The organism is Agrobacterium sp. 16-172Ci (assembly GCF_053522725.1).
The window spans coordinates 101,242-121,099 of the sequence record NZ_JBNWBW010000013.1; the positions used below are offsets into that span (position 1 = coordinate 101,242).

Genomic DNA, 19,858 nt, shown 5'->3' on the forward strand with positions numbered 1-19,858 from the left:
CCGCAAAACGACGTTCCAGCAATCGCCCCTTTAAAACGCAGCTTCCACACTTGCATGGCAGCTATTCGGAAAATAAGGTTGTCTGACAAGGTACGGCCGTAACATATGGCTGTTACCCACCTCATTCACCCCGAATACTCTTTTGCCGGCGGCAGTCGGATAGCGGTTTTTTCATGCCATCACCCAGGACCGGCTTTCTTTATGCGCTTGTCGCTTTCACGATCTTTGCGGCGCAGGATGGCATATCGAAACATCTGGGCAGCGCCTATCCGCCGGTTTTTATCGCCATGCTGCGATACTGGGCCTTTGCCGTCTTCGTTCTTTTGATGGCCGCAAGGTCGGCGGGCGGCATTCGGGGCGCCGTCATGGCCAACCGTCCCTGGCTGCAGATCGGCCGCGGCGTGCTTCTCGCCGTGCAGATCGTCATTTCGATCTTTTCTTTCGCCGTCGTCGGGCTGGCGCACAGCCACTCCATCCTCGCCTCCGCACCGCTGATCGTTGCGGCGCTTTCCATGCCTTTGCTGGGAGAACATGTGGGCTGGCGGCGCTGGAGCGCCATTTTTGTCGGCTTCATCGGCGTTCTCGTCATCCTCAAGCCGGAGGGAGACGGTTTCGACAACCGGCTGATGATCACCTTCGTGGCGACCTTCATGCTGGCTCTCTATAGCGTCCTGACCCGCCTCGGCAGCAAAAGCGATTCGTCGATGACAAGCTTCTTCTACACCGGCGTGGCCGGTGCAGCGGCCCTGACGCTGGTCGGTCCGTTTTATTGGGTCAGCATCGAGCCGCAGGATTGGGGCTGGATGCTGGCGCTGTGCATTACCGGCATGAGCGGCCATTATTGCCTGATAAAGGCGTTCGAACTGGCGGATGCGGCCTCGGTGCAGCCCTTTTCCTATTATCAACTGGTACTCGTCTCCATCATCGGCGTCACCGTCTATGGCGAGGTGGTGACGTCCAACATGGTCATCGGTGCGGCGATCGTCATTGCCGCCGGCCTCTTCACCATCTGGCGCGAACATGTGGTTGCCCGCAAGAACCGCCGGGAGACGAAATAGGCAGAAGACCCTGGACGAGCGCCGCCTCACACCGCAGCAGCATACCGAACAGATCGCGCGGCTCATCCGGGTCGGCCAACAGATCGAGCTCGGTATAAAGCCCGGTGGATGGCAGCTTCGAGCGCACGTAACGCAGCGCCGAAAAATCTTCCGTCGCGAAGCCGACGCTGTCGAACAGTGTGATCTGCCGGTCGCTCGCCCGCCCCTGCTTTTCACCGGTTATGACCTGCCAAAGCTCGGTGACGGGATAATCCGCCGGCAATTGCTGGATTTCACCTTCAATGCGCGTCTGCGGCGGATATTCGACGAAAATATCCGACCGCAACAGGATGTCCCGATGCAACTCCGTCTTGCCGGGGCAATCGCCGCCAACGGCGTTGATGTGAATGCCGGGCCCGACCATGTTGTCGGTCAGTATCGTCGCATATTGCTTGTCGGCGGTGACGGTGGTGATGATATCCGCCCCTTCGACCGCTTCCTGTGCGCTCTCACAGATCTTGATGGCAAAACCCTGCCCGGCGAGATTGCGGGCGCATTTTTCGCTGGCGGACGGGTCGATATCGAATAGCCGCAGCGTATCTATGCCGAGAATCGCCTTGAAGGCGCGCGCCTGGAATTCGCTCTGCGCGCCATTGCCGATGATGGCCATGGAGCGGGAATTTTTGCGGGCGAGATATTTTGCGGCGACGGCCGATGTTGCGGCGGTGCGCAGCGCCGTCAGGATGGTCATCTCGGTCAGAAGCAGCGGATAACCGTTACCGACATCGGAAAGCACACCGAAAGCCGTCACCGTCTGGCGGCCTTCCTTCATGTTCTTCGGATGGCCGTTGACATATTTGAAGCCGTAAAGCGTGCCATCGCTGGTCGGCATCAGTTCAATGACGCCTTCCTTCGAATGCGAGGCGATGCGCGGCGTCTTGTCGAAGCTTTCCCAGCGGCGGAAATCCTCTTCCACCGCATCGGCAAGCTCGCGCAGGAACGTATCGATGCCGACGCGCAGCACGAGTTTCATCATGTGATCGACGCTGACGAAGGGCACGATATTGAGGTTCGGTATCACGGTCATCATATCACCCCTTTCAGCCGGCCCGTGTCGGGCGGTCCATAACCCGCTTGCCCATCAGGCTGGCGGCGAGATCGACCATTAGCGTCGCGGTTCTGCCGCGCTCGTCAAGAAACGGGTTGAGCTCCACCAGATCGAGACTGCAGACCAGCCCGCTATCATGCAGCATTTCCATGACCAGATGCGCCTCGCGGAACGTCGCACCACCCGGAACCGTGGTGCCGACGGCCGGCGCGATGGACGGTTCGAGAAAATCGACATCGAGACTGACATGCAAAAGCCCGTTTGCCGCCCGAACCCGCGCCAGAAACGCCCGCAGCAGAACGGCGACGCCATGCTCGTCGATTGAGCGCATGTCGTGCACGGTAATGCCGCTCTTTTCCAGTGCGGCCCTTTCGGCCGGATCCACGCTGCGGATGCCGATCATGCCGATATTGTCTTCCGGAACCGCATGGGAAAGCGGCGGGAAATACCCGGCAAATCCCTCTCGCCCACTGAAATAGGCGACCGGCGTGCCGTGCAGATTGCCGCTGCGCGTCGTCTCAAGCGTATGATAATCGGTATGTGCATCGAGCCAGAGCACGAAAAACGGCCGGCCGGTCTCTGCCACCCGGCGCGCCATGCCGGCGACTGTCCCCGCGGAAATCGCATGGTCGCCGCCGAGAAAGATCGGCACGGCATCCGCGCTTTCACGATAGGCAGCCTCCGTCAGCGCCTCGGTCCAGGCCACGGTTTCAGACAGATGATGCACGGCGGGATTGGGATGATTAAATTCGCGGAAGGTCGCCGGCGTCACATTGCCGGTATCGACAACGCGATGCCCCAGTTCTTCAAGGGCACGAGCAAGCCCCGCGACGCGATAGGCGCTCGGCCCCATCTCGCATCCCAATTGCCCGGCCCCGATCTGCAGCGGCGCACCGATCAACCTGATCTCCATTCCCATCCTCGCTTTCCTGCCAACAAGACCAGTTCACCACAGTGATCTGGCGAAACGAACATCAAATATTGGCAATATTATCGAAATAAGCTATCGATCTGATAAAATTGATTTATCGAATTGGTCATCATGGATAATCTCGACGAACGGCTCATCACCCTTTTGCGACACAATGGCAGGCGCAGCATTTCCGATCTCGCAATCGAGACGGAAACCTCTCGCGCCACGGTGCGCTCACGCATCGAAAGAATGGAGAACGACGGCACCATCATTGGTTACACCGTCATTTTGCGCGCCGATGCGGTGGAGGCCGCGATCCGCGGCATCATGATGATCGAGATTGAAGGCCATGTGACGGACCGCGTCATCCGCACCCTTGGCGGTTTTCCGGAAATCTCCGAAATCCACAGCACCAACGGCCGCTGGGACCTGATTGTGGAACTCAACGCCGCCACCCTCAGCGATTTCGACGCGGTACTGCGCCGCATCCGCCTGGTGCCCGGCATCACCGGCAGCGAGACCAGCCTTTTGCTCTCCACCCCACGCTCCACCCGGGCACGGCTCTGAACCGGGGAGCAAAACGCAAAACAGGGATAAAACGCATTTTTCGATTTTTTCGACTTGCGCCCCGGAATAAATCATCTATATGACGACCCACCAAAGCGAACGCGCCACGCGCTTTAAAGCTTTTGGGGAATAGTTCAATGGTAGAACAGCGGACTCTGACTCCGTCGATCTTGGTTCGAATCCAGGTTCCCCAGCCAAATTTCTCCAAATAAAATTAGCTTCTTGAGTTTTGGATATCGCATGGCATCGCGACGTCCCGTGCCCGGCATCGTTCACCCGCGATAGACCACAGCTCCACCCGTCATACCGGCACCGGCGGCCGTCAGAAGCAAGTTTTCGCCTTGCCGGAAAGGCCTTTCGGCATTGGTGACGGAGAGCGAAAGCGGAATGGTGGCAGCGGAGGAATTGCCGAAGGTTTCTATGGTGCGAACCGTCTTTTCCCTGACAATGCCGAGATTGCCGCAGACGGCGCCGAACATGCGGGCATTGGCCTGATGGGGTACGAAACGGTCGATATCGGTTGCTGTCATTCCGGCTTGATGCAGCACCCGTTGCGAGGTCGCGGTCATCAGCGCCACGGCACGGGAGAAGACTTCGCGGCCGTCACGCATCGTCATCAGCACCTCCTCAGTGGATGTATCGGCAGAGAAGGGCTGGCTGCTGCCTCCCGCCGCTATCTGGATCAGATCGTAACCGTCGCCATCCGCAACGAGATCGGCTGACAAAAGCCCACGCTGCGCCTCGCGGCAGGGCTTGAGGACGACGGCGCCGGCGGCATCGGCGAACAGGACCGCGCTTGCCCTTTCCGCCGGATTGATACGGCGGCTCAATATATTGGCGGCAACGATGAGGACGGCGCGGCCGTGGGCGCGGACAAAGCCATCCGCAAGGGTAAGCGCATAAAGAAAGCCGGAACAGGCCCCGGCGAGATCGATCGCGCCGGATCGGGCAAGGCCCAGCCTGTGGGCGAGCAGCGGCGCCGAGGGCGGCAAGAGGTGATCCGGCGTGGAGGTCGCAAGCAGCGTCAATGCGATGTCGTCGGGGCCGATTTCGGCATCTTCCAGCGCCATGCGGCCGGCTCTCGCGGCAAGGCCGCTCAGAGCGTCGCCCTCTTGCGCCCAATAGCGCGTGCGGATGCCGGTGCGCCGCTCGATCCAGCCGGCTTCCAGCCCGAGACTGGTCTCTATCTCGGCATTGTCGACGCATCGTGACGGAACGGCATGACCAAAACCGGCCATGCGGGAAGAACGGGTCTGCATTGTCAGGACTTTCGGAAACGGTTCTGGAACAGGCTGAACATGGCCACACCCCGTTTTCACGCGATGCCGAGCGCGCGCGATTTTAGCGAAGCGGTTTCGGTGACGATCCCGGCCACCTCATCAATGGCGTCAAAGGCGCTGGCCAGATCTTCCGCCGTCGAACAATAGGGCGGCATCAGGTAAAGCACATTACCGAGCGGGCGGATGACGAACCCGCGCTCGCGGAACAGTTGCCGCATGCGCGGCCCCGCCTCGGCGAGATACCCGCCGGCGGGCACCACGAGATCGAGGGCCGCGATGGTCCCCATCTGCCGGATGCCGGTGAAACGCCGGTCATCCGCAAATCGCCGGAGATTGTCACGCAGCACCCGTTGCAATTGCCCGATGCGTTGAAGCACGGGCTCATCCCGCCAGACCTGAAGATTGGCGACGGCCGCGGCGCAGGCAATCGGATTGGCCGTATAGGAACTGGAATGGAAAAAGGTCTTGCGACGATCCGTCGAAAAATGCGCGTCGAAAATCTCCGCACTGCACAGCGTTGCCGCCAGCGGCAGGGAGCCGCCGGTCAGGCCCTTGGAGGTGCAGAGAATATCCGGTGAAATGCCGGCCTGTTCGCAGGCGAACATGGTTCCGGTTCTGCCCCAGCCCGTCATCACCTCGTCTACAATGACGAGGCAGCCATGGCGTTCGGCGATCTGTTTCAGCCCGGCCAGAACATCCGCGCCGTAAATCCTCATGCCGCCGGCCCCAAGCACCAGCGGCTCAGCCAACAGGGCAGCGATACGGCCTGAACGACAGAAGTTTTCGAACATGTCCAGCGTGCGCTGTTCGCTGCCCGCTTCCGGAAAAGCCAGCCGGTCGACGCCGAAGAGCAGCGGTTCGTAAGCGGCATTAAAGACACCGCGCTCACCGGTCGACATGGTGCCGATGGTATCGCCGTGATAGCCATGCTCCATCACCACGATACGGTCGAGCTTTTCTCCGCGATTGTGGAAATATCCCAGCGCCATTTTCAGCGCCACCTCAACCGCCGTCGAGCCGCTATCGGAATAAAACACATGGCTTAGCCCGGCGGGCGCAAGCTCGATCAGCCCGCGCGCCAGCGTTTCGGCGGGTTCATGGGAGAACTCGGCGAAAATGACCTGGTCGAAGGCCTCTGTCGCGGCGCGGATGGCTGCCATGATCGCCGGATGCCGGTGCCCGTGGGTGATGACCCACCAGGAGGAAATGGCGTCAAACAGGCGATTGCCGTCTTCATCGACGAGAAATGCGCCTTCCGCTGATACGACGCGTTTCATTAGCGGTTCCAGCCCATGCTGGGTGAAGGGATGCCAGACAGGGGAACGGCTCATGCCGGCGCCTCCAGAAAATCAGCGAGATTGAAGTGTCGGGCAAATGCCCGATGCAGCACCTCTGATGTCATCTCCGGCAGGCACGGCAGACGGCCGAGCAGGCGAATGGCGCCGATATTGGCGATGACGCGCTCATTTTCCCGGTTCTCATGGCCGATGAAGACCACGCCCTGCACGGGAATGGCGCGGTGCCGCAACGCCTCGAGCGAGAGCAGCGTGTGGTTGATGGTGCCGAGAGACGTTCTTGCGCAGAGCACAAGCGGAATTTGCCAGCGGGCGAAGATATCGGCGAAGAGCACCGTGTCCGTCAGCGGCACCAGAAGCCCACCCGCCCCCTCGATCACCAGCGGTCCATCCGTTTGCGGCAGCAGCAGCAGCGTGGGGTCGATCGTTACATTCTCGACGCGGGCGGACAGATGCGGCGAAGCCGGCATTTTCAGGCGATAGGCCTCCGGTAGAATACGCCCGCGCGGCACGCCACCCAGCCGTTCCACCGTCTCGCTGTCTGTTTCTTCCTCCAGCCCGGATTGCACGGGTTTCCAGTAACAAGCCTGCAGGGCATGGGTCAGCGCTGCGGAAAAAACCGTCTTGCCGATGCCCGTATCGGTGCCGGAGATGACAAAACGAGGGCTCATCTTCGCTCCTCCGCCAAGGAAAGGGCAAGCAGCCCGATCATATCGGCGATCTGGCTTTCATCCACATTGAGCGTGATGGCAATGCGCAGGCGCGCAGTGCCATCCGGCACTGTCGGCGGGCGGATCGCGCGTACATCGAAACCGCCCTCCCGCAGATGCGCGGCGACACGAAGCGAACGGGCGTTGTCACCGATCATCACCGGTAATATCTGCGACCCGCTGGGCGCTACGCCGAGCCGGGAGCGAAGCTCTTCGCCGGCAAAATTTACCAGCTCCGCCAGCCGCAGGCGTCGCCATGGTTCATCGGCGACGATGCGCAGGGCTTCCCGCACCGCGGCCGCCATCAGCGGCGAAGGCGCGGTCGAATAGATGAAACCGCGGGCGCGGTTGACGAGGTAATCGGCAAGCACCGCCGGGAGGCTCAAAAGCGCGCCGGAAAGACCGAGCGCCTTGCCGCAGGTGTGCAATGCCACCACATTGCCCCGGCCTTCCAGCTCCACGGCAAGGCCGCGCCCGCCAGGCCCGAACACGCCGGTGGCATGGGCCTCATCAACGACAAGGAAGCCTCCGTGTTGCGCGGCAAGATCAGCCAGGGCCGAAAGGGGCGCTCGGTCGCCATCCATGGAATAAAGGCTTTCGACGGCGATCCACGGTCGGCCCCGGCCACCCTCCTGCCGCCAGCGGATTATCTCCCGTTCGAATGCCTCGACCTGATTATGCGGCGCGGCAATCGCCTTCGCCTTGCCGGCCACGATACCGTCATGGACGCTGGCATGGATCAGGGCGTCGTGAAGAACGAGGTCTTCCCGCAGCGGCAATGTGGAGAACAGCGCGACATTGGCGGCAAAACCGCTGCCGAAATAGATCGCTTTTTCCGCTCGGAAAAATGCCGCTGCTTCCGCTTCCAGCGCCTCATGTTCGCGGTGGTTGCCACGCAGCAGCCGCGAGCCGCCGGCCCCCACCGGCACACCCCTTCCGATAGCGTCGGTAAATGCCGCCTTCAGCCGGGGTGAATCGGCAAGGCCAAGATAGTCATTGGAGGTGAAATCGATCCCCTGTTGAGGAGCGAGCGCGCGCAGCCGCGATTTGCGCTCCAGGCCTGCAAGCTTCGCCTCATAGGGAGAGAGAGCCGCGAGGGTCACCGGCACCCTCCCGCCTCCCCAGACTGCAATTCCGTGGACTGCAGTTCCATCGGCTTCAGGCCAAGACGGCGGAAAAGCGCCGTGTCGTGGTCCTCACCCGGATTATCCGCCGTCAGCAACGTCTCGCCGATGAAGATGGAATTGGCGCCGGCCAGGAAACAGAGCGCCTGCGTCTCGTCGCTCATCTCCGTGCGCCCGGCCGAGAGCCGCACATGCGAACGCGGCATGAGGATGCGCGCCAGCGCGATGGTGCGGACGAAATCGATCGGATCGACGGGATCGGCCTTGGCCAGCTTCGAGCCGGGGATCGGGATCAGCATGTTGATCGGCACGCTTTCCGGCGGCACCGGCAGGTTGGCAAGCGTCACCAGCATCGAGATCCGGTCTTCCACCGTTTCCCCCATACCAAGAATGCCGCCGGCGCAAACCTTGATGCCGGCATCACGGACATTGGCAAGCGTTTCCAGCCGGTCCTCGAAGGTGCGGGTGGTGATGATCTGCGAATAGAACCGCTCGGAAGTGTCGACGTTGTGGTTGTAGTAGTCGAGACCGGCATCGGCCAGCCGCTCGGATTGCTGCGGCGTCAACATGCCGAGCGTCATGCAGGTTTCCATGCCGAGCGCCTTCACGCCCTCGACCATGGCCACCACGGCCTCCATGTCGCGCTCCTTGGGATTGCGCCAGGCAGCACCCATGCAATAACGCGTCGCGCCGCCTTCCTTCGCCTTGCGCGCCTCAGCCAGCACCCGCTCCACTTCCATGAGTTTGGAGGCCTTAAGGCCGGTGGGGTTGCGGGCGGACTGGCTGCAATAGCTGCAATCCTCCGGGCAGCCGCCGGTCTTGATGGATAAGAGCCGGCTCATCTGGATGGCATTGGGATCGAAATGACAGCGATGCACCTGCTGGGCGCGAAACAGAAGATCATTAAACGGCAAATTATAGATAATTTTTGCTTCTTCGAGCGACAAGCCGTTACCAAAACCTTCAACCGGAGCCGGATTTCTGTCGATTTGCGTCACGATCTGGTCCATCTGCCGACCTTTCCCTCAAAATAAATAGATAGAAGTTCTTTTTATCTATTTTTTTAGAGCCGCTTTTTGCAAGCACTTTTTCGAGAAAAATTTTCGGCAGGAGAGATGGCGACATATGCGGGATCGGAATCGCCGGCTTTAAACGCTGAAATTCATAGAATACGCACGTGCTCACGGAAAAGATCGGGCCGGCCCATGGCGTGAAAAGTCCGCCCTTGCTAAGGGTGAGGCATGATCACACTTCGTCCCTCCGAGAGCCGCGACGCTTCCCGCATCCTCGACATATGGAGCAAAGCAGTCGACGCCACCCACGGGTTCCTTCTGCCGGCGGATCGCGTCGCGATCGGGGAGGAAGTCGAAGCTTTTCTGCCGCAGGCGTCGCTCACGCTGGCGGTCGATGTTTCTGATCGCCCCCTCGGCTTCATGTTTCTGCATGAAGGGCACATGGAGGCGCTTTTCATCGATCCGGACCATCACGGCCAGGGCATCGGCAAGGTTCTGGTTCAGCGGGCGCTTGCGCTCCACCCCGCACTAACCACGGACGTCAATGAACAGAACGCCGCGGCCATGGGGTTTTACCGCCGGCTGGGATTCGAACCGACGGGACGCTCCGATCTCGACGGACAGGGGCGACACTATCCGCTCGTTCATCTTCGATTTCGCGCAACGGAAAAATAGGCCGCCGGGATCGTCGGGGAGGATCAAGCCACGAACACCATAGTCCGCTTCGCAACCGACGATTTTCTGCCCGAACACCGCTTCGACCAATGGCGCGAAGTGCGCGGCAAAAGCCTGTTTGGCGTGACAATCGAGCTTGCGCGGGACCTTCGCCACAGCTTCAGGGGTTCGTTTCAGGCCCGCGCCGTCGCCGGCGCCGTGGTGACCGAGATGCGTGCTTCCTCTTACCGGGTGAACCGCACCGAAGCCGATATTGCCCGCATTGCCGGCGACAGCCTCTGCATTGGCCTGCAGGTCAGGGGCTCCGGCTTTCTGCATGCCGGCAAGAATCAGGTTCACGCGGTTGGCGGTGGCGATATCACCATCAACTATTCCGACTTGCCCTATGATGCGATACCGGGAAACGAGGCGGATTTTCACTACAGGATGCTGAAGATCCCCGTGGATTACGAGGTCATGCTCGGCCAGGCCACCGATGACCTGTTTGCGACGCGTTATGCGGAAAACAACAGTTTCTCCCTGCCCTTCCGGGCCCTCTTCAATGCGCTGAACGCCGACCACGGCAGGCTCATCGATCCCGCCCGCGATGTCACCCATATCGCCCGGCTTGCCATGACGGCGCGCGGGCGGCTTTCGCCCGCCATGCCGGAGGTTCGCGCCGCGCTCAGGACCGGGCTCTGTTATGCAGCACAGGACATCATGATACGGAAAAAATCCCGGCAGAACCTCACCCCTGCCGCCGTCGCAAGGGAACTGGGCATTTCGCTTCGGCAATTGCATGTGGTTTTCGAGGGTGCCGAACTGTCGTTTTCCCGCACGCTCTCCTCCATGCGGATCGAGGAGGCGAGACGGTTGCTGCTGGCATTCCCCGCCTTGCCGGTCACGCAGATCGCCTATGGCTGCGGCTTTGACAGCCTCGCAACTTTCTACAGGGTATTTGCCGGCACCTATGGCATGACGCCCGGCGACGCCCGCGCTGCGGATATGCCGCCGGCTTAAAATTTCACCTCTGCGCGCAATGAGAAGACGCGCCATTTCAGCTCCTGTAAGGCCGATTGGATCATCCCATCCCGGAGCGCGGCCCATGACCAATTTTTTCGATTTTGCGATCTCCCGGTTGCCGACCGCGACAGCCGATTGCCGCAGGCCAGCGCCCGGCGAAATAGAGGCGATGCTGCAAAAAGAACCCTTCGCGGCGGCGCTGCGTCTGCTGGCGGGAAGTTTCATCGCCCTTTACGAAGGCTCGCCCGAGATGACCGCGCTTTTTGCGACACGCCAGAGCCGGCTTCTGTGTCACGCGCTTCTGGCGCTCTATTTTCAGAAATGTGGCGCCCCTGAAACAGGAGAGGGAGAAGCCGCGCTGACGCGGGAAGATTTCGGCCATCTGGCGCTTCGGCATGGGCTCGCCAGCCATAGTGTCGCTTATGCCTTCTTCAAAGAGGCGCTGAAACGCGGAATGACACGCCCGGCAGACCAATCCAGCAATGGGCCCGGCAATGGGGTCGTGCCTTCAGCCCCGGCGCTGGCGATGCTCGCCCAATGGTATGACGTGCATTTTCAGGCGCTGGATCTGCTCGACGAGGGCTTCAGGGCATCACGTTTCATCAAGCGGTCGGAGGCCATGCTTCCCCATATCCACCCCCGCGTATCGCAGGCGTTTCTGTCACATCCGGAGGTGCGCTGCCCCGGCCCGCTTTCCATCATCTTCAACTGGTTCGATGCCGGCGGACTGCTGATGGACCGCCTTATCGCCGGCATCGACTGGGAAAGGCCGACCGAACAGGGCAGGCGCCTGACCGATGTGGAAGCCGTGACGCAACTGGCGACATCCCTCTCCCTGTCGCGTATCCACATCGGCCGTAAGCTAGCGGCGGCCGAACTGATCGGCGGCATCGGCTGGAGCGGACGACGCGGCCGTTCCGCGCTCTGGATTTCGCAGGGTTTTTACGAGGAATATGCCCGTATGCAGGCTCGCAAGCTCCTTATTCTCGATGAAGCCTTCATCGACTTCGCGTAAGGTGCGGGCAGGCTGCAGACCCTGCCATTCCGCTTGCCGGCCTCGCTCCGCGTGAATGCGGCATAACGGCTTTCGTCGATGGTTATGAGGGATATCCATTGACAAATCACAGGACTACAGCTTTTCTACGCAACATGCGTGAGATGTTGCGAGCATCGAAATTGCTGGCCCTGTTGTTTAGACTGGTGATGATACTGTCACTGGCTGGCTATAGTGTTTCCACCGTCAATGCCGCAATGCATCCTGCCGAAGCCGGTGGAATGCAGCACGATCAGTCCGCCATGATGGATCACGGCGCGACGATGGACCATGGCGCCGCAGCCATGATGTCCGACAGTCACGATCACAACGATATGGCCGAACAGAACGGCGGCGTCAAAAAGCCCGTCAAGCCGCAATGCTGCGGCGATTTCTGTCTCGGCATGGCGGTTCTGATCAGCCACGACACCATTGGCAGACCTGTCGTCAACAGCATCCGTTCCTTCCTCGACGACAGCAAGGCGCTGGGCCAGACCCCGCTCCTTCACCGCCCCCCGAATATCTGAACAGGCAAAGCCCGCCTTTGGGCAATGACCGTGCGTGAGCGGCTTTAGCGCCGCCGCGCCGTTGCATCTCCTGTTCGGAAAATACCCATGAACCCAATTTACATTGTGGTTGCGGCGCCCCTGCTTCTGGGCGGCTGCACAGCCACATCCATGATGAACGACGCCGCCTCCTATGACGACGCGGCAAACCCTTCGCTCGGCGCCGCCCCCATCCGCTATCAGACCCCGGTTGCGGGTTACACGCACCGCGCGCCGGTGGACCCGAAGCCCTGGCGTAACCAGAACGATGCGCAGGCTCCGAAAGGAGACGCATCATGACGATACTTACCTTCAAACTCGGAGCAAAAATCGCGACCACCCTTTGCCTGCCGTTTCTTCTCGGCGGCTGTGTCACGGCCGCCCAATATGCGTCGCGTGACGCCGGTTTCGCCAATGTTTCGGCCAGGACATCCGAGGCGACAGGCAAGCAAGCGGTCTGGGTGCAGAACCGGGCCGAGGCGCAGGCGACGCAGGCCCGCGTCAAATCGCTGATGGCCGCCGGCAAAAGTCTCGATGTCGAGACGGCGGTGCAGGTTGCGCTCCTGAACAACAAGGGCCTTCAGGCAGCCTATGCCGATCTCGGCGAATCCGCCGCCACCGCATGGCAATCGACCATGCTGGTCAATCCGCGGGTCGGTATCGGGCTGACGGGGATCGGCACCCCGGGGCTCAGGGCCTATCAGGCGATCGAGGGTGTCGTCGTCACCAATATTCTGGCGCTGGCCACCCTCAAGAAAAATGTCGAGATCGCCGATACCGGCTTCCGCAAAGCGCAGTTAGGCGCCGCGCTGAAGACGCTGCAACTGGCGGCCGATACCCGCCGCGCCTGGATTACCGCGGTGGCGGCATGGGAAAATGTCGGCCAGCTGGCGCAGGCACAGACCGCGGCGGATGCCGCCTCCGAACTTGCCGTGAAACTCGGCGAGGCGGGTTCGCTCAACAAGGAGGGCCAGGCCCGCGAACAGGTGTTTTACGCCGAGTTGACCGGCCAGATTGCCCGAGCGCGGCTTGAGGCCCGTCTTGCCAAGGAGGAACTGACCCGGCTGATGGGACTGTGGGGAGCGGATATCGAATACACCATTCCCAACCGCCTGCCCCCGCTTCCGAAAGCGCTTACCAAACGGGACATGATCGAGGCCGAGGCGCTGCAGCGCCGCGTGGATCTGCAGATGGCAAAGCTCGATCTGGAAGCGACCGCCCGGTCGTTCAAGCTCACGGAAGCCACCCGATACGTGACCGATCTCGAAATCCGTTCCGGCTTCGAGACCGAGCGCGAGCTGGAAGACGGCGAAATCCACAAGCAGACCACCGGCAATGCCGAGCTGGAATTCGTCATTCCGATCTTCGATTCCGGTCAGGCGCGCATGCGGGAATCCGAACTTGCCTATATGCGCGCGGCGAACCTGCTGGCGGAAAAGGCGGTCAATGTCCGCTCGGAAGCCCGCTCCGCCTATCAGGCCTATCGCTCGAACTATGACATCGCCCGGCATTACCGCAACAGCGTGGTGCCGCTGCGCACCAAAATCGAGGAGCAGTCGCTGCTGACCTATAACGGCATGATCACCAACACCTTCGAGCTTCTGGCCGACAGCCGGGAAAAGGTCAATTCAAGCCTGCTCGCCATCAATGCGAAACGTGACTTCTGGCTCGCCGAGGCCAGCCTCGCTCCCGCCATTTACGGTGGCGGCACAGGTGCTGCGGCGGGCGCGGAGACCGAGGTTGCCGCCGCTGGCGGCGGCGGTGGCGGACACTGAGAAAGGAAACGACCATGTTTAACAGAAGAAACTTTCTGGGTGTCGGCGCCGCAATGGTCTCCTCGGCGGCCTGGGCGAAAACATCCAACACCGGCCTGCCGGAAGCGGCAGTGATGGAAACGGCTGCGACCCAGGCCCCGGCCAAGCCCACCACCGGCCCGGATTACAACCCCGTCGTCACCTTGAACGGCTGGACCCTGCCCTTCCGGATGAACAACGGCGTCAAGGAATTCCACCTTGTCGCCGAGCCGGTGGAACGTGAAATTGCGGAGGGCATGACCGCCCGCCTCTGGGGTTATAACGGCCAGTCGCCCGGCCCGACCATCGAGGCCGTCGAAGGCGACCGGGTGCGTATTTTCGTCACCAACAAGCTGCCGGAACATACGACGATCCACTGGCACGGCATGATCCTGCCGTCCGGCATGGACGGCGTCGGCGGGTTGTCGCAGCCGCATATCCCGGTTGGCAAAACCTTCGTCTACGAGTTCGATCTCGTGAAATCCGGCACCTTCATGTACCACCCGCATTCGGACGAGATGGTGCAGATGGCGATGGGCATGATGGGTTTCTTCGTGATCCATCCGAAGGACCCGGCCTTCATGCCGGTGGACCGCGATTTCGTGTTCCTCATCAATGCCTTCGACATCGATCCCGGTTCCTATGTGCCGAAGATCATGACCATGACCGACTTCAATCTGTGGTCATGGAACAGCCGGGTGTTTCCGGGCATCGATCCGCTGGTGGTTTCCAAGGACGACCGGGTGCGCGTGCGCGTCGGCAACCTGACCATGACCAACCATCCGATCCACATGCACGGTTACGATTTCGAGGTGACCTGCACGGACGGCGGCTGGGTGCGTCCCGAGGCGCGCTGGCCGGAGGTCAGCATCGACATCCCCGTGGGTGCGATGCGGGCCTATGAATTCGACGCCAAATATGTCGGCGACTGGGCAATCCATTGCCACAAGTCGCACCATACGATGAATGCGATGGGACATGACGTCCCGACCTTCATCGGCGTCGACAAGAAGAGCGTCGCGGAGAAAATCCGCAAGGTGCGGCCGGAATATATGCCGATGGGCACCGCCGGCATGGCCGATATGGGCGCGATGGAAATGGAAATCCCCGAGAATACCGTACCCATGATGACGGGTTGGGGTCCGCACGGCCCCATCGAGATGGGCGGCATGTTCTCCGTGGTCAAGGTCCGCGAAGGCATCTCCGCGGGCGATTACTCAGATCCCGGCTGGTACGAAAACCCGCCCGGAACCCAGGCCTGGGAATGGACCGGCGAGTTGCCGGATACGACCAAGACCAATGACCCCAAAACGCAGATCACGCCGAAACCGATGAAACACGGCTGATCGCGCAGACCCAACCCCACAAGAACCCCCACTAAAATCAAGGAAATATGGAATGACCAAACTGAAAATTGCACTGCTTCTCACCGCTCTCGCCACGCCCGCCCTTGCATCGGGCACCCACGGCGGCGGCCATGAGGCGATGGCGATCGGCGAACCGGGCGACAAGGCCAAGGTGACCCAGACCATTCAGGTGACGATGAAGGAAACGCCGGACGGCAAGATGCTCTTCACCCCCGCCAAGTTCGACTTCAAGAAAGGCAAGACAGTCCGCTTTGTCGTGAAGAACGTCGGCGAACTGGACCATGAATTCATTCTCGACGAACAGAAGGCCAATCTGGAGCACAAGGCCGCCATGGAGAAGGCTCCGGAGATGGAGCACGACAATCCGAACGCGATCAGCCTCGCGCCCGGCGAAAGCGGCGAAATCATCTGGAAATTCACCAATGACGGCATGTTCGAATTCGCCTGCCTGAAACCCGGACATTACGAGGCCGGCATGCGCGGCGATCTCAAAGTTTCTGCAAAGTAACCCGGCAACAAAGGAATCCGACCATGAAGACCATCGTTAAAATCACCGTTGCAGCAGCACTCCTGCTCACCGCTCCCCTCAGTGCATTCGCAGAGGAATTCACCAAGGGAACGGTAAAGAAGGTCGATGCCGCGGCCAAGAAGGTCACCATCATCCATGAAGAACTGAAGAACCTCGACATGCCGGCCATGACGATGGTGTTCCGCGTCAAGGACGATGCGATCCTCGCCAAGCTCAAGGAAGGCGCCAATATCGAGTTCGTCGCCGAACGCGCCGACGGCAAGCTGGTCGTCGCCCAGGTGAAATAAGGCCATCTGGCCACTCCGCAAGAAGCAGCAGGGCAGCGGTTTTCCGCTGCCCTTTTTGATATTGGGCGGATGTGATTCCCCTCAGCCTTATCGTTCCGCAAATGGCCTTGTTTCCGCGGCGGGCCGTGCCCCTTCGGCCTTGCGCGAGAAGGCGGCGTCTATCGCCTGCCGGTTGTTCATGAACGGCCGCTGTAGGAGAAGAAACACCGCGAGCATCAAGGGCCATGCAATCAGGACATCGGAGAGGAAGTGAGCGCCCATTGCCACCCTGTTCAGGGAGACAATCACGATGAATGGCGCCAGTATCGCGATGCCGATCAGGCGAAATTTCTCTGGCAGGAGAATGGTGAAGGCAAGAAGAGCGGCTGCGGAAGCGCTTTCACCGGAAGGAAAAGAGCAATTTCGGGCGCAGCCACCGTCAAGGGAAAGAACCGGTGTAAACAACAGGTCTCCCCCGAACTCGCCGAGATGGCGAGGTCTTGCCCTGCCAAACGCGTTTTTCAGTATATGAACCGTGGCACCCGGTCCCAGAGCAAAAAAGACGCCAATAAGCAGCAGCTTGTGCGGTGGTAAAACCCGGGGGAGGCCGCCCGAAAATGGCATGAGGACAAGCATGCACACCAGCCCCGACAACAAAACCGGCGGAAGCATGCGGTTCAGATCTCGGACGGAAATGAGGAACTCATCCTCGCCAAGGTGGAAACGGTCCGTCCAGAATTGCCGGCTCACCTCAAGATCGATATCCGACCTGATCGTGAAGACGATCATCATCGCAAGAGCGGCCAGAAGAGCCAGCAGGGAGGAACTGCCGGCGGCACGCGAAAAAGCCTGACGGGCGACATGGATGGCGCCTGCGCGAAATTTCGACCTCTGGGTCCAATTCCGCTTTTTCCGGTCGGTTTTACTGGCGAGAGGCTGGTGCATGGCCAGTTCTCTTCCGCAGAAATGTCAAGGCTTTGCGGAGAAAGAGACAAGACTGCGAGGAAAGCGGCACTTACAGTGTTTATTCGGGGATGGAGGCTCTTGCCCGATGTTTCGCATCCGCTTAGCGTCCCGGCGTTACCACGGTTTACAGAAGCAGATTTGCGGATCGAGTATGGACAAAGGGCTTATTCTGATCGTCGAAGACGACCCCGATATTATTCAGATTCTGGACGCCTATCTTATTCGCGAAGGGTACAGAACCGTCAGGGCGAGCGACGGAGAAATAGCGCTGACGCATTTCTCCATGTTGAGACCGGATCTGGTTCTCCTCGACATTCGCCTGCCGAAGTTCGATGGCATCGAGGTGTTGAACCGCATCCGGCGGGAGAGGGATACGCCTGTCATCATGGTGACCTCCCTTGCGGAGGATATGGACAAGCTGACCGGCCTTCGCCTTGGCGCGGACGATTACATCGTCAAACCTTTCAATCCCCACGAATTGATCGCGCGGGTGAATGCCGTGCTAAAACGCACGCGACAGCCCGCCGCCGGTGGGGTCTTGCGCTTCGGGGCCATCGAAGTGGACACCGAAGCCTATGTCGCGGCCGTTTGCGGCGATGGGGGACGGACCGTTCTACCCCTGACGCTGAGCGAGTTCAGGATACTCGCCCATATGACGCGCCGCCCCACCCACGCCTTTCAGCGCGCCGATATTCTGGATGCCTGCCTGCCGGAAAGCGATGCGCTGGCGCGCACCATCGACACGCACATCGCCAATCTGCGCAAGAAACTGGCGGATCATGGCGCCTGCGGTTATCTGGTCTCGGTGCGCAGCGTCGGTTATCGGCTGGCCGGGGAGCAGAAACCATGAAACTCTGGCGACTGCGCCTGCGCACGATGACGGCGATCACGATCACCACGATGCTCATCTTTGCCGTCGCGTTGGTCTATTTCGGCGTTTCCTGGTATGCGGACAATATTGAAGAGCGCATCATCGCCCAGCTGTCGCCCGATGCCTCCAAGGCCTTTTCGGATATCGACCGGGGCGTGATGCCGGATCAGCGCCAGCTTCAGGCCCTTATCGAGGTTTTGCCGGGCCTGGAGGATGAGGCGGATAACGAGCTTATCAAATCGGTATTCCTCTTCGGATTGCTCGCTGTCCTTCTGTGCAGCCTGCTCGGTTATTTCATCTCGCGGCGCATTGCAGCACCTCTCGGCGAACTTGCAGACGCGGCGCGGCGCATGGCGACCGGCGATTTCAGCGGAGGCGCAAAGATCAAGGCGAACCCCATCGCCGAAGTCGCATTTCTGGTCGACAGTTTCGAGAGCCTGACGCGGGAACTTCAGATGATGGAGCGCCGGCTGAAGTTCAACACGATGGCGGTGGCCCATGAATTGCGCACACCGCTGACGATCCTGCAGGGCCGTTTGCACGGCATCGCGGATGATGTCTTTCCCCTCGACAAGCAGGCCATTCGCCACCTCATCGTCCATGTGGAGGGGCTGGCGCGTCTTGTCGATGATTTGCGCACACTTTCCCTGGCAGAAACCAACAGCCTCGTCAAAGACACGCAGCCGCTTGATCTTGCCGCCGAATGCGCGGCCGTGGCTGAAGCGGCGCGGCCGCTGATGGATGAGGCCGGCATCGATATCGATATGTCGCTGGAGCCCGCTCCCGTTTGCGGCGACCGCCAACGCCTTCGGCAGCTGCTGCTGATCCTGATGGACAATGTGCGCCGCTACGCGGCGAGCGGCGGGTTTCTGCGCTGTTCGACCGGGCTTCAGGACGGGCGCGCCTTTGTCGCGATCGAGGATAAAGGGCCGGGCTTTCCCCCCGGCGTCGAGGCACACGGCATCGAACTCTTCTGGCGGATGGAACCGTCACGCGCGCGCAAAACCGGCGGCACGGGGCTTGGCCTGTCGATTGCCCGCGCAATCGCACGGGCGCATGACAGCGATCTGCAGATAAAGACACGACCGGACGGCGGAGCCATCGTGATAGTTGTCTTTGGGAAAACCTCCTGAAATCTCCCGGCCAACCGTCTCTTTGCGGTTGCTTGTTTTGCGCTGAGGCAACAAACCGGTCTTCACGTAGGGCAGGCCGTTTCTCGACAGAATCTTGACAATTCCGGCGCATGCCCCGGCTGAACGCCATGTTCTGCCGGAAGCCCATTTATGTCGCGCATTCAAGATGCTGCCGTTCTGGCAGAGAAACTCCCGGTCACGGATGATGTGGCCCAGACGGTTTCGGAAACACCCCGTTTTTTGTTGCTCTGGAGAATTATGACCTTTGCCCGGCGCGCCTACTGGAAGCGGGCGGTCCTTTTCTGGCTGCGTTTTGCGGCCAATCCATTGGTCACCTTTCGGTGGTGGCGGTTTCTGGCGGATTTTTCAGCAGAGCGAAAATTGCCGCTCCCGCATGACGACCTTCTCCAGAAACCCCTGTCGAAACTCCTCATCAACAAAGTTTCCCGGAAGAGACGGCTGGTTTTTCTCATGGATAATTTCGCAATTGCGGACCGGCATTTTTCCAGGAGCGTCATGGCCGGGCTGTGGGCACTGCTGTCCGGTTTAAATTTGGTGGACATGGCGCACGGTGTTGATTCTACTCGTATTCGAGCGTTTGGCGACGATCTCGGACACGAAAGAGGAGCAA

Annotated in this window: 21 protein-coding genes, 1 tRNA gene and 1 pseudogene; 15 read left to right on the forward strand and 8 right to left on the reverse strand. The window is 60.5% G+C overall.

Annotation, left to right across the window (positions count from 1 at the left end):
* Positions 1-173 precede the first annotated feature (173 nt).
* Positions 174-1,058, forward strand: a complete 885-nt coding sequence (locus ACQZ40_RS13780; protein ID WP_448748166.1) for a DMT family transporter — start codon at positions 174-176, stop codon at positions 1,056-1,058.
* Here ACQZ40_RS13780 and ACQZ40_RS13785 read toward each other — a convergent pair.
* The gene (locus tag ACQZ40_RS13785; protein WP_448748167.1) at positions 1,003-2,124 is read right to left on the reverse strand and encodes an ornithine cyclodeaminase; all 1,122 of its coding nucleotides are present in this window, start codon (positions 2,122-2,124) and stop codon (positions 1,003-1,005) included. The genes ACQZ40_RS13780 and ACQZ40_RS13785 overlap by 56 nt on opposite strands.
* A gap of 13 nt (positions 2,125-2,137) precedes the next feature.
* The gene (rocF, locus tag ACQZ40_RS13790) at positions 2,138-3,058 is read right to left on the reverse strand and encodes an arginase (protein WP_448748168.1); all 921 of its coding nucleotides are present in this window, start codon (positions 3,056-3,058) and stop codon (positions 2,138-2,140) included.
* 129 nt (positions 3,059-3,187) lie between these two features.
* Here rocF and ACQZ40_RS13795 point away from each other — a divergent pair, with 129 nt between their 5' ends.
* Together ACQZ40_RS13795 and ACQZ40_RS13800 are read left to right on the forward strand one after the other, a co-directional pair.
* Complete coding sequence (locus ACQZ40_RS13795) at positions 3,188-3,625, forward strand: Lrp/AsnC family transcriptional regulator (protein ID WP_003508428.1); 438 nt, start codon at positions 3,188-3,190, stop codon at positions 3,623-3,625.
* Between the two features lie 123 nt (positions 3,626-3,748).
* A tRNA-Gln gene (locus tag ACQZ40_RS13800) sits at positions 3,749-3,822 on the forward strand.
* A gap of 75 nt (positions 3,823-3,897) precedes the next feature.
* Here the strand turns inward: ACQZ40_RS13800 and ACQZ40_RS13805 are convergent.
* From ACQZ40_RS13805 to bioB, 5 genes are read right to left on the reverse strand one after another with little or no spacing between them, the layout of a single operon-like run.
* Entirely contained in the window at positions 3,898-4,884 is a 987-nt protein-coding gene (locus ACQZ40_RS13805) for a beta-ketoacyl-ACP synthase III (protein ID WP_174045873.1), read from the reverse strand.
* 56 nt (positions 4,885-4,940) lie between these two features.
* On the reverse strand, positions 4,941-6,236 hold the full coding sequence (locus ACQZ40_RS13810) for an adenosylmethionine--8-amino-7-oxononanoate transaminase (protein ID WP_448748169.1): 1,296 nt from the start codon (positions 6,234-6,236) through the stop codon (positions 4,941-4,943).
* Positions 6,233-6,871 (reverse strand): dethiobiotin synthase, encoded by a 639-nt coding sequence (gene bioD / locus ACQZ40_RS13815; RefSeq protein WP_448748170.1) that lies wholly within the window; start codon positions 6,869-6,871, stop codon positions 6,233-6,235. The genes ACQZ40_RS13810 and bioD overlap by 4 nt, the downstream gene beginning before the upstream one ends.
* Positions 6,868-8,013, reverse strand: coding sequence for an 8-amino-7-oxononanoate synthase (locus tag ACQZ40_RS13820; protein WP_081308055.1), 1,146 nt, complete (start codon positions 8,011-8,013; stop codon positions 6,868-6,870). Before ACQZ40_RS13820 ends, bioD begins: the two co-directional genes overlap by 4 nt.
* Positions 8,010-9,044 (reverse strand): biotin synthase BioB, encoded by a 1,035-nt coding sequence (bioB, locus tag ACQZ40_RS13825; RefSeq protein ID WP_065657433.1) that lies wholly within the window; start codon positions 9,042-9,044, stop codon positions 8,010-8,012. Before bioB ends, ACQZ40_RS13820 begins: the two co-directional genes overlap by 4 nt.
* A gap of 231 nt (positions 9,045-9,275) precedes the next feature.
* Here bioB and ACQZ40_RS13830 point away from each other — a divergent pair, with 231 nt between their 5' ends.
* From ACQZ40_RS13830 to ACQZ40_RS13870, 9 genes are all read left to right on the forward strand, one after another.
* Entirely contained in the window at positions 9,276-9,722 is a 447-nt protein-coding gene (locus ACQZ40_RS13830) for an acetyltransferase (protein WP_065657434.1), read from the forward strand.
* Positions 9,723-9,821: 99 nt separating this feature from the next.
* Positions 9,822-10,721 (forward strand): AraC family transcriptional regulator, encoded by a 900-nt coding sequence (locus ACQZ40_RS13835; RefSeq protein ID WP_174014348.1) that lies wholly within the window; start codon positions 9,822-9,824, stop codon positions 10,719-10,721.
* Between the two features lie 85 nt (positions 10,722-10,806).
* On the forward strand, positions 10,807-11,739 hold the full coding sequence (locus ACQZ40_RS13840; protein WP_448748171.1) for a hypothetical protein: 933 nt from the start codon (positions 10,807-10,809) through the stop codon (positions 11,737-11,739).
* 134 nt (positions 11,740-11,873) lie between these two features.
* Positions 11,874-12,284 carry a hypothetical protein gene (locus tag ACQZ40_RS13845; protein WP_448748177.1) on the forward strand — a complete coding sequence of 137 codons (411 nt, stop codon included), beginning with the start codon at positions 11,874-11,876 and terminating at the stop codon, positions 12,282-12,284.
* Between the two features lie 87 nt (positions 12,285-12,371).
* Positions 12,372-12,602: a hypothetical protein gene (locus ACQZ40_RS13850; RefSeq protein WP_003522077.1), complete on the forward strand. Its 231-nt coding sequence runs from the start codon at positions 12,372-12,374 to the stop codon at positions 12,600-12,602.
* Positions 12,599-14,077 carry a TolC family protein gene (locus ACQZ40_RS13855; protein ID WP_174037211.1) on the forward strand — a complete coding sequence of 493 codons (1,479 nt, stop codon included), beginning with the start codon at positions 12,599-12,601 and terminating at the stop codon, positions 14,075-14,077. Before ACQZ40_RS13850 ends, ACQZ40_RS13855 begins: the two co-directional genes overlap by 4 nt.
* A 14-nt stretch (positions 14,078-14,091) precedes the next feature.
* Positions 14,092-15,441: a multicopper oxidase family protein gene (locus ACQZ40_RS13860; protein ID WP_448748172.1), complete on the forward strand. Its 1,350-nt coding sequence runs from the start codon at positions 14,092-14,094 to the stop codon at positions 15,439-15,441.
* A 52-nt stretch (positions 15,442-15,493) separates the two neighbouring features.
* Complete coding sequence (locus tag ACQZ40_RS13865) at positions 15,494-15,970, forward strand: cupredoxin domain-containing protein (RefSeq protein ID WP_142846156.1); 477 nt, start codon at positions 15,494-15,496, stop codon at positions 15,968-15,970.
* A 23-nt stretch (positions 15,971-15,993) separates the two neighbouring features.
* Complete coding sequence (locus tag ACQZ40_RS13870; protein WP_003522073.1) at positions 15,994-16,278, forward strand: copper-binding protein; 285 nt, start codon at positions 15,994-15,996, stop codon at positions 16,276-16,278.
* An 87-nt stretch (positions 16,279-16,365) separates the two neighbouring features.
* Here the strand turns inward: ACQZ40_RS13870 and ACQZ40_RS13875 are convergent, their stop codons facing one another.
* On the reverse strand, positions 16,366-17,202 hold the full coding sequence (locus ACQZ40_RS13875) for a phosphatase PAP2 family protein (RefSeq protein WP_448748173.1): 837 nt from the start codon (positions 17,200-17,202) through the stop codon (positions 16,366-16,368).
* A gap of 172 nt (positions 17,203-17,374) precedes the next feature.
* On the opposite strand from ACQZ40_RS13875, the gene ACQZ40_RS13880 reads away from it, so the two are divergent.
* The 3 genes and pseudogenes from ACQZ40_RS13880 to ACQZ40_RS13890 all read left to right on the forward strand — a co-directional run.
* On the forward strand, positions 17,375-18,073 hold the full coding sequence (locus tag ACQZ40_RS13880; RefSeq protein WP_003522071.1) for a response regulator: 699 nt from the start codon (positions 17,375-17,377) through the stop codon (positions 18,071-18,073).
* Positions 18,070-19,227, forward strand: a complete 1,158-nt coding sequence (locus tag ACQZ40_RS13885; RefSeq protein ID WP_448748174.1) for an ATP-binding protein — start codon at positions 18,070-18,072, stop codon at positions 19,225-19,227. Before ACQZ40_RS13880 ends, ACQZ40_RS13885 begins: the two co-directional genes overlap by 4 nt.
* Before the next feature lie 150 nt (positions 19,228-19,377).
* Positions 19,378-19,858 (forward strand): annotated as a pseudogene (locus ACQZ40_RS13890) (hypothetical protein); the annotation flags it as partial.

Coding starts and splice junctions, on each gene's coding strand:
- ACQZ40_RS13805 (WP_174045873.1), bottom strand. CDS start 4,884: ATGCAGACCCGTTCTTCCCGCATGGCCGGTTTTGGTCATGCCGTTCCG.
- ACQZ40_RS13855 (WP_174037211.1), top strand. CDS start 12,599: ATGACGATACTTACCTTCAAACTCGGAGCAAAAATCGCGACCACCCTT.
- ACQZ40_RS13870 (WP_003522073.1), top strand. CDS start 15,994: ATGAAGACCATCGTTAAAATCACCGTTGCAGCAGCACTCCTGCTCACC.
- ACQZ40_RS13875 (WP_448748173.1), bottom strand. CDS start 17,202: ATGCACCAGCCTCTCGCCAGTAAAACCGACCGGAAAAAGCGGAATTGG.
- ACQZ40_RS13830 (WP_065657434.1), top strand. CDS start 9,276: ATGATCACACTTCGTCCCTCCGAGAGCCGCGACGCTTCCCGCATCCTC.
- ACQZ40_RS13860 (WP_448748172.1), top strand. CDS start 14,092: ATGTTTAACAGAAGAAACTTTCTGGGTGTCGGCGCCGCAATGGTCTCC.
- rocF (WP_448748168.1), bottom strand. CDS start 3,058: ATGGAGATCAGGTTGATCGGTGCGCCGCTGCAGATCGGGGCCGGGCAA.
- ACQZ40_RS13780 (WP_448748166.1), top strand. CDS start 174: ATGCCATCACCCAGGACCGGCTTTCTTTATGCGCTTGTCGCTTTCACG.
- ACQZ40_RS13850 (WP_003522077.1), top strand. CDS start 12,372: ATGAACCCAATTTACATTGTGGTTGCGGCGCCCCTGCTTCTGGGCGGC.
- ACQZ40_RS13785 (WP_448748167.1), bottom strand. CDS start 2,124: ATGACCGTGATACCGAACCTCAATATCGTGCCCTTCGTCAGCGTCGAT.
- bioB (WP_065657433.1), bottom strand. CDS start 9,044: ATGGACCAGATCGTGACGCAAATCGACAGAAATCCGGCTCCGGTTGAA.
- ACQZ40_RS13795 (WP_003508428.1), top strand. CDS start 3,188: ATGGATAATCTCGACGAACGGCTCATCACCCTTTTGCGACACAATGGC.
- ACQZ40_RS13840 (WP_448748171.1), top strand. CDS start 10,807: ATGACCAATTTTTTCGATTTTGCGATCTCCCGGTTGCCGACCGCGACA.
- bioD (WP_448748170.1), bottom strand. CDS start 6,871: ATGAGCCCTCGTTTTGTCATCTCCGGCACCGATACGGGCATCGGCAAG.
- ACQZ40_RS13845 (WP_448748177.1), top strand. CDS start 11,874: ATGCGTGAGATGTTGCGAGCATCGAAATTGCTGGCCCTGTTGTTTAGA.
- ACQZ40_RS13865 (WP_142846156.1), top strand. CDS start 15,494: ATGACCAAACTGAAAATTGCACTGCTTCTCACCGCTCTCGCCACGCCC.
- ACQZ40_RS13810 (WP_448748169.1), bottom strand. CDS start 6,236: ATGAGCCGTTCCCCTGTCTGGCATCCCTTCACCCAGCATGGGCTGGAA.
- ACQZ40_RS13885 (WP_448748174.1), top strand. CDS start 18,070: ATGAAACTCTGGCGACTGCGCCTGCGCACGATGACGGCGATCACGATC.
- ACQZ40_RS13880 (WP_003522071.1), top strand. CDS start 17,375: ATGGACAAAGGGCTTATTCTGATCGTCGAAGACGACCCCGATATTATT.